The following is a 16,637-nucleotide window of genomic DNA, read 5'->3' as shown; positions in this document are numbered from 1 at the left end:
GACGTATGACGTCAACGGCGGCTCCCACATGCACTGAAGGTCGGCGGCAGCCCGTGGGCCGGATCTCCCGCGCCCCACGGGCTGCTCCGTGTCGCAAGCGGGGAGGCGGGGCCGAGGGCTTGACAGGACCAGGCGTTGGGTTCTACAACTGTTTCCAGCGAAACCCAACGTTAGATCCAACGATCCTCAACCGGAGCTCCTGTGCCACGATCCCTGCTGGCCGGCATCGACGCCGGGACGACGTCGGTCAAGGCGCTGCTGCTGACGCCGGAGGGGCAGGAGCTCGCCGTCGGCCGCGCCCCCACCGTCTGGGCCCCCACGGCATACGGCGAAGAGACCGACGCACTGCATCTGCTCCAGTCCGCCCAGGCCGCCCTCGCGGACGCGCTGCGACAGTGCCCTGACGACCGCATCGTCGCCGTCGGAGTGGCGAGCATGGCCGAGTCCGGCATCCTGGCCGACGCCGCCGACACGCCGGTCGCTCCCGTCATCGCGTGGCACGACCATCGCGACGCGCGCGAGCTGCAGGCGCTCCAGGCGGACCTCGGGGGCGCGACGTTCTCGCGCCGGACCGGACTGCCCCTGTGGACGCAGTGGAGCCTGACCAAGCACCGCTGGCTCCGCGAGCACGTCCCCGCTGTGGCATCGGCCCGAGGACGCTACAGCGTGGCCGAGTGGATCGTCCGGGGGCTCGGTGGGGCACGCGCGACCGAGCTCTCCCTCGTCTCGCGCACCGGGTGGCTGGACCTGCCCACGCGGACACTGTGGGCGGAGGCACTCGACTGGTCCGGCGCCCCTGCGTCCCTCCTCGCCGACCTCGTCCCGGCGGGAACTCCGATGGGCACGGCTCGGACCGCTGGCCCGCTGGCGGCGCTCGACGGCGCGGTCCTCACCGTGGCGGGACACGACCACCAAGCGGCTGCCATCGGCCTGGGCTGTCACACTCCCGGCGACGAGTTCGACTCGTGCGGAACGGCCGAGGCGATCCTGCGCACCGCAGCCCCCGGTCTGCCCGAAGACGTCATCCAGAGTCTCACCGACCAGGGCATCACCGTCGGTTGGCATGCCGCCCGGGACCGCTGGTGCCTGCTCGGCGCCACCCAGGGCGGGCTTCTCCTGGGCAAGGTCATGACGGCCCTCGGCGTCGACCGGGAAGGGCTCGCAGACCTTGATCGCGCGGCCCACGACGCAAGGAACCTGCCCGAAGCGGTGATACTCGGCCCAGGTGCCGGAGACGTCACGATCGATCCCGCTGCCACCCCGGGAGAGGTGTGGCGCGCGGCCACCCACGCGGTCAACGCTCAGGCGGCCCGGCTCAGCGACGTCCTCGGCCAGGCCAGCGGCGCCCGCACCCGTCTCTTCGTCGCCGGCGGGTGGACGCACAGCACCGCCCTCATGGCCGCGAAGTCCGAGACGGTCGGGCCCATCCGCCGCGCCACCACGCAGGAGGCCGGCTGCCGAGGAGCCGCGCTCCTCGCGGGCCTCGCGGCAGGTCTCTACTCCGACTTCGACGACCTGCCGACCGCAGCGACCGCCGGCTGACCTGCCCTCACGCCGCGTCCACCCACAACCCGTCAGAGAGCTCCAGGAGGAACGATGCCGCTCGCAAGGACGGCCGACCTAGTCCACCAGGCCCACACCCTGGGCCGCGGCATCGCCGCCTTCAACGTCATCACCCTGGAGCACGCCGAGGGGATCGTCCAGGGCGCCGAGCGTGCCGGCACTCCCGTCATCCTTCAGATCAGCGAGAATGCCGTGAAGTTCCACCGGGGCCGTCTGCAGCCCATTGCCGCCGCCACGGTCGCCGTGGCTGCCGGCGCCACGGTCGACGTCTCGGTCCACCTCGACCACGTCGAGGACACCGACCTGCTTCACCAGGCGGCCGCGAGCGGGCTGAGCTCGGTGATGTTCGACGCGTCGCGGCTGGACTACGCCGACAACCTCGCCGCGACCACGTCGGCCGCCGACTGGGCCCATCGGCACGGTCTCTATGTCGAGGCCGAGCTGGGCAAGGTCGGTGGCAAGGACGGCGCGCACGCACCGGGTGCGCGCACCGACCCCCACGAGGCGAGCGAGTTCGTCGCAGCCACCGGTGTCGATGCGCTGGCGGTGGCCGTCGGCAGCTCGCACGCCATGACCGACCGGACCGCGGCCCTCGACCTCGAGCTGATCGGCCGGCTTGCAGAGGCATTGCCCGTTCCCCTTGTCCTGCATGGCTCGTCGGGCGTCCCCGATGACCAGCTGCGCGCCGCCGTGTCGACCGGCATGGTGAAGATCAACATCGGGACGATCCTCAACGTGGCCTTCACGCGGGCGGTCCGGTCGGTCATCACGGGCGACGACACGCTCGTGGACCCCCGGAAGTACCTGCGACCGGGCCGCGACGAGCTCGCGGCGGTCGTCGCCCGCCTCGCGGCGGTCGTCCGAGGAGACGAGCTGTCATGATCGTCACCGTCACGCTCAACCCGAGCCTCGACCTGACCTACGCCCTCGGGGAGGCCCCGCTCGGCGAGGTCGACGTCCACCGCGCCGAGACCTCCTCGCTCGAGGCCAGCGGCAAGGGCGTCAACGTCTCCCGGGCCCTGCACCTGGCAGGCGTCGCGACAGTAGCCGTGTTTCCCGCCGGCGGGCAGACCGGGCGCCACGTCGGCGACCTGCTGGCTGCAGCAGGGGTGGAGCACGTCGCGGTCCCCGTGCAGGGTGAGACGAGGATCAACACCTCGCTCCTGCTCGGGTCGGGGCAGACGGTCAAGGTCAACGGCCCGGGCACGCCGCTGGCGCGGGCCGACGTGGAAACGCTCCTCGGGACCCTCGAGACCGTCCTCACCGGCGTCGACCGGCACGCGGGAGAGTCCTGGCTGGCGCTGTGCGGCTCGTTGCCGCCAGGGATGGCGCCAGACGTGGTGGGCGAGTTCGTCCACCTGGCTCATCGGTATGCCGTCCGCTGCGCGGTCGACGTGTCCGGCCCCGCGCTCCGGGCCGCCTTGCGGGCCAAGGCGGATCTCCTTGCCCCCAACCGTCTGGAGCTCGGCGAGCTCGTCGGCGCCGACATGGCCGCCGCCGGCATACCAGCCGTCGCCGAAGCCGCGGGCAGGCTTGCGGCGGACTACGGGACCGAGCTGTTGGTGAGCCTCGGCAGCGACGGCGCCGTCCACACCGACGGCATCGAGGCACTGCACGGCAGCGGCCCGGCGCTCGTCGCTGTCAACACCGCGGGCGCAGGGGACGCGTTCCTGGCCGGGTGGCTCGCCGTGCCGGGCGCGCCCCGGGAGCGGATGGCAAGGGCCCTCGCCTGGGGCCGCTCCGCGTGCCTGTCCGCCACCACCGTGGACCCGGCCCCTGGCACCAGGGGCGTCGACGGCATCACCGTCAGCACCATCAACCAGCGCGTGAAAGGGATCCCTTCATGACCGACATTCGCCGCGTCGTGGTGACCGGGCTCGACACCGTCGAGCTGCGCACGGAGCCACGGGCCGACCTGGCACCGGACGAAGTCCGCGCACGGACCGTCACCATCGGCGTGTGCGGCTCGGACACGCACGCGCTCCACGGCCGCCACCCGCTCATCCCCATCCCCTACTACCCCGGGCACGAAGTGACCGGCGTCGTCACCGAGATCGGGTCGGACGTGACCTCCGTCGTCGTCGGCGAGCGGGTGACCGTCGAGCCGACGCTGCCGTGCTGGGCGTGCAAGCAGTGCCGCCGAGGCGAGGAGAACCTGTGTGAGAACCTGCAGTTCTTCGGCTGCGGCTATCCCCAGGGCGGGATGGCAGACGAGTTCGTCGTCCGCGCGGACCGGCTCCACCCCATCCCGGACGGCATGGACGATGTCACCGCCTCGCTCATCGAACCGCTGTCGACGCCGGTGCACGCCGGCCGCATCGCCGGTCCGCTCACGGACCAGGCCGTGGTCATCATGGGCTGCGGCACCATCGGGCTGCTGATGCTCGCCGTCGCGCGCTACGAGGGCGCCCGCCGAATCGTCATGACCGACCCGCTCGCAAGCAAGCGCGACATCGCGGTGCGACACGGCGCGGACGCGGTGGTCGACGCCGCCCAGGCAGACCTCGTGGGCCAGGTCCGCGTGGCCCTCGGCGAGAGCGCCGACGTGGTCTTCGACTGCGTCGCCATCCAGGCGACGATCGTCGCCGCCATCCACCTGGCCAGCAAGGGCGGCACGGTGGCCATCGTCGGGGTGCCGTCGGCTGACGTCGTCATCCCCACGATCACCGTGCAGGACAACCAGATCCGCATCCAAGGATGTGCGACGTACCTCCCGCAGGACTACGCCAAGTCCATCGAGATGCTGCTGGCTGGAGCCGTCAGGGCCACCGACTTCGTCACGGCCGAGTTCCCCCTGACCCAGGCAAGGGAGGCGTTCGCAGCCTCCTCGAGCGGCCAGGAGATCAAGGTGTTGATCCGGCCGTGAACCGGCCCACGCCAGGACCCGGAGAGACGCAGCTCGCCGCGCTGCGGCACCAGGTCATCCTCGACACCCTGCTTGCGCACGGCCAGGTGAGTGCCAACGCGCTCGCGGAGCAGCTCGGCGTCACCCACGAGACCGTGCGCAAGGACCTGTTGTTCCTCCAGGACCGGGGGCTGCTGCGACGGGTCCACGGCGGCGCCGTCCCGGCGGAGTCGGTCGCCTACGAGCCCCACGTCGGGGCGCGGACGACGTATGCCGCCGAGAAGTCGCGGATCGCCCTTGCCGCAAAGCAGTTCATCCCCGACAGGGGTGCCGTGCTCATCGACTCGGGCAGCACGACCGCCGCCCTGGCCGACGCCTTCCCGCAGCGCCCGAACGTCATCGCGGTCACCAACTCGCTGCCCATCGCCATGGCCATGCTCGCCAAGGCGGGGACCGTCGCCACCCTCGGTGGCCGGCTCCGGCCGGAGACGTCCGCCACCGTGGACGAGTGGGCGCTGCAGCACCTCGGATCCATCCGTGCCGACGTCGCGTTCCTCGGCACCAACGCCTTCTCCATCGAGCACGGGCTGGCGACCCCCGACCAGTCCGAGGCCGCGGTCAAGGCCGGTTTCGTGCGGTCGGCGCACCTGCGGGTCCTGCTCGCCGACCACTCGAAGTTTGGCCGCGAGTCCGTGTTCCACTACGCGGCCCTCACCGACATCGACGTGCTCGTCACCGACGACGGCCTGACCGAGCAGGCGGCGGCCGAGCTGGAGTCGCGCTGCGGGCTCGAGGTGATTCGCGCATAGCCCGGGCGAGCCCGGGAGCGAGGCACTGGGGGCGAGGCACTGGAAAGCGAGCACCGGAAAGCGAGGGAGACGGGTGCAGGACCAACGACGTCGCGCCTACCGCGTGACCGACATCGCCGCACAGTCGGGGCTCAGCCGCGCCACCGTCGACCGCGTGCTGCACGGACGGCCGGGCGTGCGCCCGGAGACGGCCGCTCAGGTGGAGCGGGCGATCGACGAGCTGCAGCGTCAGCGCACCCAGATCCACCTCTCCAGCAAGGCGATTCTCCTCGACCTCGTGATGCAGACGCCCGAGCGCTTCGCCGCCGCCTGCCGCTCCGCCCTCGAGGCCGAGCTGCAGGCGCTGCGGCCGGCGGTCGTACGCGCCCGGTTCGACCTCGGTGAGCACAGCGACCCGGCTCGGGCTGCCGCGGCCCTGGAGCGGATCGCGCGTCGAGGCTCGCACGGCGTGATCCTCAAGGCGCCGGACCACCCTGAGGTGAGCGAGGCGGTCAGGAGGCTCCGGGCTGCAGGGATCCCCACCGTGACGTTCGTGACCGACATCCCCGCCAGCGGGAGGGCGGCATACGTGGGGATGGACAACGTCGCGGCCGGCGCCACGGCGGCATACGTGATCACGAACTGGGCCGGCTCCACGGGAGGGGTGCTCCTGACGTTGAGCCACTCCTCCTTCCGCGGCGAGGGTGAGCGGGAGACCGGGTTCCGCGCGACCTTGGGCCAGCTCGCACCCGACCGGGACGTGACCGTCGTGACCGACACCGACGGCCTGGACGAGACGATGGCCCGGGCGGTGCGCGAGGCGCTCAGGGACTCCCCTGCCATCGACGCCGTCTACTCCATCGGTGGCGGCAACCGGGCGATCCTGACGGCGTTCGACGAGGTCGGTCGTCGCCCGGGCGTCTTCGTGGCCCACGACCTCGACGCGGACAACCTCGAGCTGCTGCGGACCCGCCGGGTCACGGTGGTGCTGCACCACGACCTCAAGGCGGACCTGCGTCGCGCCTGCCGCCTGCTCCTGCAGGCCGGTCGGCTCCTTCCCGGCAGCCCGGTCAGCCTGCCGTCGCAGGTGCAGGTCGTCACCCCGTTCAACGAGCCTGCGGCGCTCCAGCTCGAGTGAGCTACCGGGTGGCCCGTCGGCGCGTACGCACCCGTCAGCCGGCCTGGGAGCGGCGGCGGCCCTGCTGCGCGGCCAGCGCCTCTGTGAGCCGCGCCGGCGCCCAGCCCTCGTCGAGGGCCTGCTGCAGCAGCTCGGCCTGGCTCTGCGGGGCCAGGGAACCCACGGGCCGGTCGAGGTCGAGGTTGGTGGGGAACGGGTAGCCCTCGGCTGCGGCGGTGACCACGTTGCCCAGCCGCAAGCTGTCGACGCCCTCCGCCTTCGACCGAAGGAGCTCGGGGTAGATGGCCTCGCAGATGGCCGTCGTGTCGACCGTCTCCATCGCCCGGCCGAAGGCGGAGGAGACCTGCAGGAGGTTGGCCATGCGGCGCACGTCGGTCGTCCGGTTGGTGCCGGCGCCGTGGAACAACGCCGGGTTGAAGAAGACCGCGTCGCCCTTCTCCAGCGGCAGCTGCACGAAGTGGCCATCGAAGTACTCGGTGAAGGCCGGGTCGTGGTAGGCCACGTAACCGGGGCCGTACTTCTGCGAGTACGGCAGGTACATGGTGGGACCGGTCTCGACCGGCATGTCCACGTGCGCCACCGCTCCCTGCAGCGTGAGAGCCGGGGACAGGGCGTGGACCTGGGCCGGGTACGCCTGCGCCTGGGCACGGTCCATGAAGCCCAGGTGGTAGTCCCGGTGGGCGACCTGGGCCTGGCCGCCGGGGTTGACGACGTTGACCTGCGAGGTCACCTGGTAGTTCGGGCCGAGCCAGGCCTCGCTCACCACGGCCAGCACGTCGTTGGCGTAGTAGGTGACGAACGCCTTCGGGTCGGCGACGGCGAGCTTGTCCAGCGCCCCCCAGACGCGGTCGTTCGCGCCGGGCTTGGCGAAGTGGTCACCCACGACGGCGCCTGCCGCCTTCTGCTCCGTGATGAGCCGGTCGAAGGCCCCGGTCGCGGCGTCGACGACCGCGGGCTCGAAGGCGTGCTTGAAGACGACGATGCCCGGGCCGTCGAGCAGCGCCGCGGCGAGCTCGGCCTGCACCACGCGCCGCCTACCGGGGTCGCCGATGTGGTCGAAGAGGCGGGGACCGTAGACGACGACGTTCTCGACCACCGCGTCCGCGTGGGGGTAGTCCGCGAGCCGGGTCGTCTGCTCGACGACCTCCCGGAAGTCCCCCAGGCTGCAGTCCTTCGCGGCGTACCACCCCGTGGTCAACGCCGTCGGCTTGCGCGCAAGCGTGCTCATGTCCGCCTCCTTCGGAAAGTGTGGGGCCCGGGGCCATGCCGATCCCCGCAGCGATGCACTGACACTAGGACGTCACGGCGGCCTTGGGAGGCGCCAAAGTGCCTCACGAACGCCTCAGCAGGTCCTGCTCCTCCTGCACTGCCTTGGTCGGCCTAGCGACGGCCCACGGGGAGACGGGCCTTCGCCCACTCGGGGAAGCCGTCCTCGAGGCGGGCGGCGGTCACGCCCGTGCGGGTGAGCAGCCGCACGGCCTCGTCGGCGTAGACGCAGTAGGGTCCGCGGCAGTAGGCGACCACGTCGGCGCCCTCGGGGATCTCGTCAAGACGCGACCTGAGGTCGCGGATCGGGATGGAGACCGCGCCGCGGATGTGCCCGGCGGCATACTCCGCCGCGGGCCGCACGTCGAGCACGACCACGTCGCCGTCGCGCAACCGGGCGCGCAGGTCCTCGCGGGTGATCGTGCGCAAGGTGCTGCGGTCGCCCAGGTAGTCGGCGGCCAGCTGCTCGAGCCCCGCGACGTGCTCCTGCGCGGCCCGTCGCATGGTCCGCCACAGGTCGCCGACGACGGGGCTGGAGAGGGAGTAGTAGACCCGCGTCCCCTCGCGCCGTGACTGCACCAGCCCCGAGCGCAGCAGCCGCTGCAGGTGCTGGGAGGTGTTGGCCACGCTCTGGCCGATCTCCTGCGCGAGCTCCTCCACGGACCGCTCACCCTGGGCGAGCACGTCGACCAGCTCCGCACGCCTCCCGCTGGCCAACGCCTTGGCCGACTGCACGAGCGCGTCGTAGAGCGCCGCCTTGGCACCGCGATCCGCCATCTCGTCACCTCCAGTCCCCAGCATATTCAAGATGTCCCTTGACAACCGCGCGAGGACGGGAGTTTTATTCAAGAGACCAATTGAATGAGTCGAGGGAGGACGCCATGTCCGACAAGCAGAACATCGACACCCCGCACGAGCGACGCCCCTTCCGGGACCACGGCCATCTCGACGTGGTCACTCTCGGCGACTTCACCCTCGGCCGCGGCGTCTTCGAGCCCGGCTGGCGCTGGTCCACGGACGTCAAGCCGATCGCCGGCACCGACTCCTGCCAGACCCACCACACCGGGATCTGCCTGTCCGGGCAGATGACCATCCGCTTCGACGACGGCCGTGAGCTCGACCTCGGGCCCGGCGACGTCGTCAACCTCGAGCCCGGACACGACGCGTGGACGGTGGGCGACGAGCCATGCGTCCTCTTCGACACCGGCGTCAAGGCCTACGCCAAGCCCAGCTGAGCGCGATGCCTGTGACCGCCGTGCCCGACGGGGAGCGGCAGCCCGACGCGGCGCGCATGCCCGCACCGCGGGGGATGCCCGTTGCGGACCAGGGTCTGGGCAACACGGCATACCGGCTCGACCTCGGCGGCCTGCGCCTGCGCGCCCTCGGCACGCCCGGGCACACCGACGAGCACCTGGCCCACCTGCGCGCGGCCGGCTTCGCCCAGGTGACGGTGCTCGCGGGCAGCCCCGACGACTGGGCGGCCGCCAAGGGCCAGGGCCTGGAAACCGGCCCGTGAGGCTGACCGGCGACGCCGCCTCCCCCGTGCTCGGGCTGCGGGCCAACGCCGCCCAGTTCGCGCTCCTCGTCGCGGTCAACGCCCTCGTCGGAGGGATGCTCGGTGAGGAACGCACCGTGCTGCCGCTGCTGGCGACCCGGGAGTTCGGGCTCGACTCCCACACGGCGGCGCTGTCCTTCATCCTCGCCTTCGGCGTGGCCAAGGCCGGCACGAACTACGCCGCCGGCACCTGGTCCGAGCGGTATGGCCGCAAGCCGGTGCTCGTCGCCGGGTGGCTGGCCGCGCTGCCCGTCCCCCTGCTGCTCATCTGGGCGCCGCAGTGGTGGATCGTCGTGGGGGCCAACGTCCTGCTCGGCATCAGCCAGGGGCTCACCTGGTCCACGACGGTCATCATGAAGATCGACCTCGTCGGCCCACGCCGCCGCGGCCTCGCGATGGGTCTCAACGAGTCCGCCGGATACCTCGCCGTCGCCGTGACCGCCCTGGTCACGGGCGCCATCGCCGCAGACGCCGGGCTGCGGCCGGCGCCCTTCCTCGTCGGCGTCGCCTACGCCGCGCTGGGCCTCGGTCTGTCCACCCTGGCGGTCAAGGAGACGCGGGCCCACGCGGACCACGAGGCCGCCACCTGGCCGGGCGCGAGCGCAGCGACGGACCGGCGCGTGTTCGCCCTGACGAGCTTTCGCGAGCCCGCCCTCTCCGCAGCGAGCCAGGCCGGCCTGGTCAACAACGTCAACGACGGGCTCGCCTGGGGCGTGTTCCCCGTCCTGTTCACCTCCGCCGGCCTCCCCCTCGGGCAGACCGGCATACTGGTCGCCCTCTACCCCGCCGTCTGGGGAGTGGGACAGCTCGCCACGGGTGCGCTGTCCGACCGCTGGGGCCGCAAGCACCTCATCACGAGCGGGATGCTGCTCCAGGCCGCCGCCCTTGCCGTCATCGCGACAGCGGACGCGCCCGCCCCGTGGGCGGTCGGGTCGCTCCTGCTCGGCGCCGGCACCGCGATGGTCTACCCCACCCTGCTCGCCAGCATCGGGGACGTCGCCCACCCCAGCTGGAGGGCACGGGCGATCGGCGTCTACCGCCTGTGGCGCGACCTTGGCTTCGCCGCCGGCGCCCTGCTCACCGGGGTCCTCGCCGACGCCCTCGGCATCCGCCCCGCCGTCTGGGCCGTTGCCGCCCTCACCGCCGCATCGGGCCTGGTCGTCGCCCTGCGCATGTACGAGACCCATCAGGCGCCCGGTCGGCGACCCTAGGAGCCCTGGCGCCAGGATCGCTTGCGGATGAGGGCTGCGGTCCCGGGCCGGAGGCGCGCCTGCGGTCAGCAACTGCTCGTGTGCCAGCATCGCCTGCCCGAAGACGCAGGCGGCTGCGCCAACAGCAGTGCTCAGCGCAGCACGCGACGCTGCAGCTGCAGGAAGCCGCCGGGGAAGTCCTGCCGCTCGAGCACCCGGCGCGCCACCCCGTGTGCCGCTGCCAGCGCGACGTCGCGCCCGACGAAGGCCGGCTCGGTGCACTCGTAGTCGACTCCCCTCCAGCGGACCGTGCAGCCGCCCGCCGCCCGAACGTTGCGGACCCAGTCCGTGTCGCGTCCCCACGGCAGGCCGATGACGAACGTCGTGTCGGTGGGGATCACCGCGAGCGGCACGGCATACTCCCTGCCGCTCCTGCGCCCGCGGTGGCGGAGCACGGCCCAGAGCGGGAACCACCGATGACCAGCCAGCCGCACCGCCACCCTGTTGAACTTCTTGGCGGCGGCGGGTGGTCCGGTCATCGCCCCAGCATCCCCCCGACGGCACCAATGCGGTAGGGCTCGCCCGTATGCCGTGGACCGTGCGGCGGCGCCTCACAGCCACGCCGGCTCAGGCCAGCGTCCGCACGGCCCGGGCCGCCTCCCGGAGCGCCTCGGCGGCGGCCGCCAGCTCCGCCTCCGTCGTGTGCACGCCGATGCTCACCCGCAGGGCGGCGCCGGCCAGCTCGGGCTCGTAGCCCATGGCGGTGAGCACCGGCGAGGGCTCGTCGCTGCCGGCCGCGCAGGCCGAGCCGCTCGACACCGCGATGCCGCGGCGGTCGAGCTCGACGAGCAGCGACTCACCGCTCACGCCCCGGAAGCAGAACGAGGCGTTGTTCGGCAGGCGCCGGCTGGCGGAGCCGGTGAGCTGCGCGCCGTCGACCCCGGCGACCACCTCGCGGACGAATCGGTCCCGGCGGGCGGCGACCTCGGCCGCCTTCGACCGGTCCCGCTCGGCGAGGCGCAGGGCTGTGGCGAGGCCGACCGCGCCCGCGACGTCCTCGGTGCCGCTACGCCGCCCGCGCTGCTGGCCCCCACCGTGCAGCAGCGGCTCCAGCGGCACCCGGCTGCGGACGGCGAGGACGCCGGTGCCGCGCAGGGCGCCGATCTTGTGGCCTGCGACCGAGATCGCGTCGACGCCGAGCTCGCCCAGGTCGACCGGTAGCCAGCCGACGGCCTGCACTGCGTCCGTGTGCACCGGCACCCGGTGCCGCGCGGCGGCCGCCGCGATGTCGGCCACGGGCTGCACGGAACCGACCTCGTTGTTGGCGAGCTGCACCGACACCAAGGTCGTGTCCTCCCGGATCGCGGCGGTCGCGGCTGCAGGGTCGACGATGCCGTCGCGGTCGACCGGCACCCTGGTGATGGCGAAGCCGCTGCGCTCCAGGGATCGGCAACTCTCGAGCACCGCGGGGTGCTCGACCGCGGTCGTCACGACGTGCCGGCCGCGTGGCCGGGCCAGGGAGATGCCTTTGACCGCAAGGTTGTCCGCCTCGGTGCCGCCGGAGGTGAGGATCACCTCGCCAGGCCGGCAGCCGAGCACCGCGGCGATCTCCTCGACCGCCGCGGCGAGCGCACGCTGCGCCCGCAGGCCCGGCGTGTGGCGGCTCGACGGGTTCGCGGGCTCGGTCGTGAGGAACGGCCACATCGCCTCCAGCACCTCCCGCCGGACGGGGCTGGTGGCCGCGTGGTCGAGGTAGATCGTCATGCCGGCTCCATGGCCGCCACGTGGACGGTGGCGTCGAGGCCGAGGTCGAGGGCCGGGGCACTGTGCGTCAGCGCGCCGACCGAGATGACGTCCACCCCGGTCGCGGCGATGGCCGCGACGGTGTCGAGGTCGACCCCACCGCTCGCCTCGACCGTCGCGCGGCCGGCGACGAGGGCGACCCCGGCCCTCAGGTCCTCCAGCGAGAAGTTGTCGAGCATGATGGTGTCGACGCCGCCGCCCAGCACCTGCTCGATCTGGTCGAGCCGGTCGACCTCCACCTCCAGGTGGACCGTGTGCGGCAGCGCCGCACGGACGCTCCGGAGGGCCTCCGACAGGTTGGCGCCACCGGCCGCGAGCACGGCGAGGTGGTTGTCCTTCGCCAGCACGGCGTCCGAGAGCGAGGCGCGGTGGTTGCGCCCTCCGCCCGCGGTCACGGCATACCGCTCGAACGCGCGCAGCCCCGGGGTCGTCTTCCGCGTGTCGACGATGCGCGCGCGGGTGCCGCTCACCGCCTCGACGTAACGGGCCGTCAGCGTCGCGATGCCGGACATCCGCTGGACGAAGTTGAGCCCCACCCGCTCCGCCTGCAGGACGCTGCGGGCCGGGCCGTGGACTGTGGCGAGCACGTCGTCCGCCCCGAACGCGGTCCCGTCGGCGACCCGCAGGTCGACGACCACGCGAGGGTCGGTCAGGGCGAAGGCGGCGGCGAAGACCGGGCCTCCGGCGAGGACGCCCGGCTGGCGGGCCACGAGCGCGGCCTCGATGCTCGCATCGGCCGGCACCAGGCACTCCGAGGTGAGGTCGCCCGAGGGCGCGTCCTCCTCCAGGGCGGCGCGGACCGTGCGGTCGATGACAGCGGCGGTCAGCGCCATCCGGGGCTCCGTTCGGTCAGGGTGGGCGCCGTGGCGGGGATGCGCCGCAGCCGGCGGACGGCCTGCCCGGGATCGGGGTGCGGATGGTCGGCGCGGAAGTGCGCGCCGCGGGACTCGCGGCGCTGCAGGGCTGCGTCGACGAGGAGCGCTCCGGCGAGCAGCAGGTTGGCGTCCTCGAGATCGGCGACGGAGTCCGGCTCGCGCATGCTGCGCCGCCACGCCGCCAACGTCGCGGCGGCGGCCTCCAGGGACTCCCGCGATCGCACCAGGCCGGCCCCGATCCACATGGTGGCCTGCAGGTCCGGGCGCGAGAACGGCACGTCGACCGGCAGGCCGGTCGACGTGCTGCTGGTCTCGGGCAGCGGCTGCGCGTCGACGGGCACGTCGACGGGCGCGTCGAGGGGCCGGTCCGCGCCGTCGCGCATGGCCTCGGCGCACCGGGCGGCGAAGACCAGGGCCTCCAGGAGCGAGTTGGAGGCGAGCCGGTTGGCTCCGTGGACGCCGGTGCAGGCCACCTCGCCCACGGCCCAGAGGCCCGGCAGGCTTGTGCGCCCCTCCGCGTCGGTGGCCACCCCGCCCATCCAGTAGTGGGCGGCGGGGGCAACCGGGACCCCCTCGCGGGTCCAGTCGCAACCACGGGCGGTCACGGCCCGGTGGATCGACGGGAAGCGGCGGGCGAGGTCGGGCACACCCGTGGCGTCGAGGGTGACCGGCCGTCCGTGCTGCCGGGCCATGGCCGCGGCGATGCCGCGCGCGACGACGTCGCGAGGGGCGAGCTCCCCGGCCGGGTGCACGTCCCCGAGGAAGCGCCGACCCGACTCGTCCCGCAGCACCGCACCGGCGCCCCGCACGGCCTCGGAGACGAGGAACGTGTCCGGGCCGGCGAGCGCGGTGGGATGGAACTGGAGGAACTCCAGGTCGGCGAGGAGAGCGCCGGCGCGCGCGGCGATGGCGACGCCGTCCGCGGTCGCCCCGACCGGGTTGGTGCTGAACGCGTAGAGGGAGCCGGCGCCGCCGGAGGCGAGCACCACCTCGTCCACGTAGAGGACCTCCCTCCCGTGGGGCCCGAGCGCCTCGACGCCGGCCACCCGTGAGCCGCCCAGGACGAGATCCGTCACGAAGCGGTGCTCCCGGACGTCGACGTCGCTGACCCGCACCGCTCGGGCCAGGGCCCTGGCGATCGCCGCGCCGGTGGCGTCACCGCCCGCGTGGAGCACCCGCGACACGGAGTGGGCCGCTTCCAGCCCGAGGGCCGGCCCTGCGCCGTCCGTGTCGAAGCCGACCCCGAGCTCGGCGAGCTCGCGCACACAGGCGGGGCCGGCGCCGCTCAACAGCCGGACGACCTGGGCGTCCGCTAGCCCGGCGGCGGCCGCGAGCGTGTCGGACGCGTGCAGGTCCGGGCTGTCGCCCGGGCCGACGGCAGCGGCGATGCCGCCCTGCGCCCACCCGGTGTTGCCGTCTCCGAGCGCCCCCTTCGTGAGCAGCACCACGTCGGCGTATGCCGCCAACCTGAGGGCGGTGAGCATGCCCGCCGCCCCGGCCCCCACGACCGCGACGCGCGTCATGGGCGGGCCGCCAGCATCCGCTCCAGCGCGACGCGGGCGTGCGTCGCGGTGCGCTCGGGGACCTGCACCCGGTTGACGACCTCGCCTGCGACGAGCCGCTCGAGCACCCACGCGAGGTAGCCGGGATGGATGCGGTACATCGTCGAGCACGGGCAGATGACCGGGTCGAGGCAGAAGATCCGGTGGTGCGGATACTGCGTCGCGAGCCGGTTGACGAGGTTGATCTCGGTGCCGATCGCGAAGGTCGTCGGCTCCGTGGCGGCGGCGATGGCCTTGACGATGTAGTCGGTCGACCCCGCCCCGTCGGCGGCGTCGACGACCGCCATGGGGCACTCGGGGTGGACGATGACCCGCACCCCCGGGTGCTCCGCGCGGGCCCGGTCGATCTGCGCGACCGTGAATCGCTTGTGCACCGAGCAGAACCCGTGCCAGAGCACCACGCGCGCCGCGGCGAGTGTGTCGACGTCGTTGCCGCCCAGGGGCTTGCGCGGGTCCCAGGTCGGCATCTGCTCCACCGGCACGCCCATCGCCTTGGCCGTGTTGCGGCCGAGGTGCTGGTCGGGGAAGAAGAGCACGCGCTGGCCGCGCTCCAGGGCCCAGGCGAGGACCGCCTGCGCGTTGGACGACGTGCACACGATGCCGCCGCGCTCGCCGCAGAAGGCCTTGAGCGCCGCGGAGGAGTTCATGTAGGTGACCGGGACCACCGGGACGCGCCCGTCGGCGTCGGCCTCGGTGCCGAAGAGGTCCTCGAGCTGGTCCCAGCACGCCTCCACGCTGTCGAGGTCAGCCATGTCGGCCATGGAGCACCCGGCCGCGAGGTTGGGCAGGATGACCGCCTGGTCCGGACGGGAGAGCATGTCTGCGGTCTCCGCCATGAAATGCACGCCACAGAAGACGATCGTCTCAGCCTCGGGGTGCCTGCGGGCGGCGCCGGCCAGCTGGAAGGAGTCGCCGACCGCGTCGGCGTGCTGCACCACTTCGTCCCGCTGGTAGAAGTGTCCGAGCACCACGACCCGCTGTCCGAGCGCGGCCTTCGCGGCCTCGATCCGGGCGGCGAGCTCCGGCAGCTGGGCCACGCGGTACTCCTCGGGCAGCTCGCCCTGCGTCGGCGAGGCGGGCGGCAGGACGTCCGACTCCGAGGCTCCGGGGCCGTATCCGGGCAGGCCGAGGTCGAGCACCCACGGGCCCTCGGCGAGCCCGGGTGAGCAGGTCGCGGTGGAGGCGTCGAATGGCGCGGGCGTGCGGACAAGGGCGTCGGTCGACGGCATAGGGGCTGCTCCTTGGGATCGGTGAGGGGGCTCAGGGGGCGACGCGGCTGCGGTAGAGCCTCGGCGGGCGGTGGCGGCCACCGGCGAGGAAGCGCCCGGTGGGCTCGACGGTGCCGGAGGCCTCGATCTGGCGACGGAAGTTCGCCGGGTCGAGGGCGCGACGCAGCACCGCCTCGTAGACGTCGCGCAGCTCGGCGAGGGTGAACTCCTCGCCGAGGAGGGCGTGCGCGATCGGGCTGTACTCCACCTTGCCCCGCAGGCGGCCCAGCGCGTAGGCCACGATCTCGTCGTGGTCGAACGCGAGCGGGGGCAGGTCGTCGGCGGGCATCCACCGGACGTTCTCGGTCGTCCGCGCCTGGTCGGCCTCGTCGGCCCGGACCAGCGCCCAGTACACGATCGAGACGACCCGCTCGTCGGGCGAGCGCTCCACCGCCCCGAACGTGTAGAGCTGCTCCAGGTAGCGGGGCGCCAGGCCGGTCGTCTCGAAGAGGTTGCGGCGGGCCGCGTCGGCGAGCGACTCCGTCGCACCGAGCGGTCCCCCGGGCAGCGCCCACCGGCCGCGGTAGGGCTCCCGCACCCGCCTGACGAGCGGCAGCTGCAGCGCCGAGCGCGAGCCCTCGGCGGACGCGCCGAGGCCGAAGATCACCGTGGAGACGGCAACCGACGGCGAGTAGTCAGCAGCGATGAGCGGACCCCTCCAAGTAAAGGTGTATATGACCAGAAGTCAGTGTACCAATGGTCTCGCCCGGCGACGAGGTGCGTCCGCCACTCGCCCACCGTCGCGTCGGCCCATGCCTCACCTGGCCGACGCACCGAGGCCCGC

At 73.1% G+C, this 16,637-nt stretch carries 17 protein-coding genes; 9 read left to right on the top strand and 8 right to left on the bottom strand.

Annotated elements, in window-relative coordinates:
* The first annotated feature begins 201 nt into the window (after nt 1–201).
* The 6 genes from VFJ94_RS02380 (at nt 202) to VFJ94_RS02355 (ending at nt 6,334) form a co-directional block, all read left to right on the top strand.
* On the top strand, nt 202–1,542 hold the full coding sequence (locus tag VFJ94_RS02380) for an FGGY-family carbohydrate kinase (RefSeq protein WP_325002576.1): 1,341 nt from the start codon (nt 202–204) through the stop codon (nt 1,540–1,542).
* A gap of 54 nt (nt 1,543–1,596) precedes the next feature.
* Nucleotides 1,597–2,445, top strand: a complete 849-nt coding sequence (locus VFJ94_RS02375) for a class II fructose-bisphosphate aldolase (RefSeq protein ID WP_325002575.1) — start codon at nt 1,597–1,599, stop codon at nt 2,443–2,445.
* A complete protein-coding gene (locus tag VFJ94_RS02370) occupies nt 2,442–3,410 on the top strand; it encodes a 1-phosphofructokinase family hexose kinase (RefSeq protein ID WP_325002574.1) in 969 nt (322 codons plus the stop codon). Before VFJ94_RS02375 ends, VFJ94_RS02370 begins: the two co-directional genes overlap by 4 nt.
* Nucleotides 3,407–4,429 carry a zinc-dependent alcohol dehydrogenase gene (locus VFJ94_RS02365; RefSeq protein ID WP_325002573.1) on the top strand — a complete coding sequence of 341 codons (1,023 nt, stop codon included), beginning with the start codon at nt 3,407–3,409 and terminating at the stop codon, nt 4,427–4,429. Before VFJ94_RS02370 ends, VFJ94_RS02365 begins: the two co-directional genes overlap by 4 nt.
* On the top strand, nt 4,426–5,217 hold the full coding sequence (locus tag VFJ94_RS02360; RefSeq protein WP_325002572.1) for a DeoR/GlpR family DNA-binding transcription regulator: 792 nt from the start codon (nt 4,426–4,428) through the stop codon (nt 5,215–5,217). The genes VFJ94_RS02365 and VFJ94_RS02360 overlap by 4 nt, the downstream gene beginning before the upstream one ends.
* Nucleotides 5,218–5,290: 73 nt before the next feature.
* The gene (locus VFJ94_RS02355) at nt 5,291–6,334 is read left to right on the top strand and encodes a LacI family DNA-binding transcriptional regulator (protein WP_325002571.1); all 1,044 of its coding nucleotides are present in this window, start codon (nt 5,291–5,293) and stop codon (nt 6,332–6,334) included.
* A gap of 34 nt (nt 6,335–6,368) precedes the next feature.
* Here VFJ94_RS02355 and VFJ94_RS02350 read toward each other — a convergent pair whose 3' ends face one another.
* Both VFJ94_RS02350 and VFJ94_RS02345 read right to left on the bottom strand, forming a co-directional pair.
* Entirely contained in the window at nt 6,369–7,562 is a 1,194-nt protein-coding gene (locus VFJ94_RS02350) for a phytanoyl-CoA dioxygenase family protein (RefSeq protein ID WP_325002570.1), read from the bottom strand.
* Nucleotides 7,563–7,714: 152 nt separating this feature from the next.
* Nucleotides 7,715–8,377, bottom strand: coding sequence for a metalloregulator ArsR/SmtB family transcription factor (locus VFJ94_RS02345; protein WP_325002569.1), 663 nt, complete (start codon nt 8,375–8,377; stop codon nt 7,715–7,717).
* A 104-nt stretch (nt 8,378–8,481) separates the two neighbouring features.
* Between VFJ94_RS02345 and VFJ94_RS02340 the strand changes: the two genes are divergently transcribed.
* From VFJ94_RS02340 to VFJ94_RS02330, 3 genes are read left to right on the top strand one after another with little or no spacing between them, the layout of a single operon-like run.
* Complete coding sequence (locus VFJ94_RS02340) at nt 8,482–8,835, top strand: cupin domain-containing protein (protein WP_325002568.1); 354 nt, start codon at nt 8,482–8,484, stop codon at nt 8,833–8,835.
* A gap of 5 nt (nt 8,836–8,840) precedes the next feature.
* Nucleotides 8,841–9,116, top strand: a complete 276-nt coding sequence (locus tag VFJ94_RS02335) for a hypothetical protein (protein WP_325002567.1) — start codon at nt 8,841–8,843, stop codon at nt 9,114–9,116.
* On the top strand, nt 9,113–10,366 hold the full coding sequence (locus VFJ94_RS02330) for an MFS transporter (RefSeq protein WP_325002566.1): 1,254 nt from the start codon (nt 9,113–9,115) through the stop codon (nt 10,364–10,366). The genes VFJ94_RS02335 and VFJ94_RS02330 overlap by 4 nt, the downstream gene beginning before the upstream one ends.
* 131 nt (nt 10,367–10,497) lie before the next feature.
* Here the strand turns inward: VFJ94_RS02330 and VFJ94_RS02325 are convergent, their stop codons facing one another.
* From VFJ94_RS02325 to VFJ94_RS02300, 6 genes are all read right to left on the bottom strand, one after another.
* A complete protein-coding gene (locus tag VFJ94_RS02325; protein ID WP_325002565.1) occupies nt 10,498–10,884 on the bottom strand; it encodes a nitroreductase family deazaflavin-dependent oxidoreductase in 387 nt (128 codons plus the stop codon).
* An 88-nt stretch (nt 10,885–10,972) separates the two neighbouring features.
* A complete protein-coding gene (locus tag VFJ94_RS02320) occupies nt 10,973–12,109 on the bottom strand; it encodes a cysteine desulfurase family protein (protein ID WP_325002564.1) in 1,137 nt (378 codons plus the stop codon).
* A complete protein-coding gene (gene nadC / locus VFJ94_RS02315; RefSeq protein ID WP_325002563.1) occupies nt 12,106–12,981 on the bottom strand; it encodes a carboxylating nicotinate-nucleotide diphosphorylase in 876 nt (291 codons plus the stop codon). Before nadC ends, VFJ94_RS02320 begins: the two co-directional genes overlap by 4 nt.
* Nucleotides 12,972–14,546: an L-aspartate oxidase gene (nadB, locus tag VFJ94_RS02310; protein WP_325002562.1), complete on the bottom strand. Its 1,575-nt coding sequence runs from the start codon at nt 14,544–14,546 to the stop codon at nt 12,972–12,974. The genes nadC and nadB overlap by 10 nt, the downstream gene beginning before the upstream one ends.
* Entirely contained in the window at nt 14,543–15,814 is a 1,272-nt protein-coding gene (nadA, locus tag VFJ94_RS02305; RefSeq protein ID WP_325002561.1) for a quinolinate synthase NadA, read from the bottom strand. Before nadA ends, nadB begins: the two co-directional genes overlap by 4 nt.
* A gap of 31 nt (nt 15,815–15,845) precedes the next feature.
* Nucleotides 15,846–16,460 carry an NUDIX hydrolase gene (locus VFJ94_RS02300; RefSeq protein ID WP_325002560.1) on the bottom strand — a complete coding sequence of 205 codons (615 nt, stop codon included), beginning with the start codon at nt 16,458–16,460 and terminating at the stop codon, nt 15,846–15,848.
* Nucleotides 16,461–16,637 lie beyond the last annotated feature (177 nt).

The organism is Intrasporangium sp., from assembly GCF_035688975.1.
Classification (GTDB): Bacteria; Actinomycetota; Actinomycetes; order Actinomycetales; family Dermatophilaceae; genus CALMNV01.
This window is presented reverse-complemented; position numbering and strand designations above follow the sequence as displayed.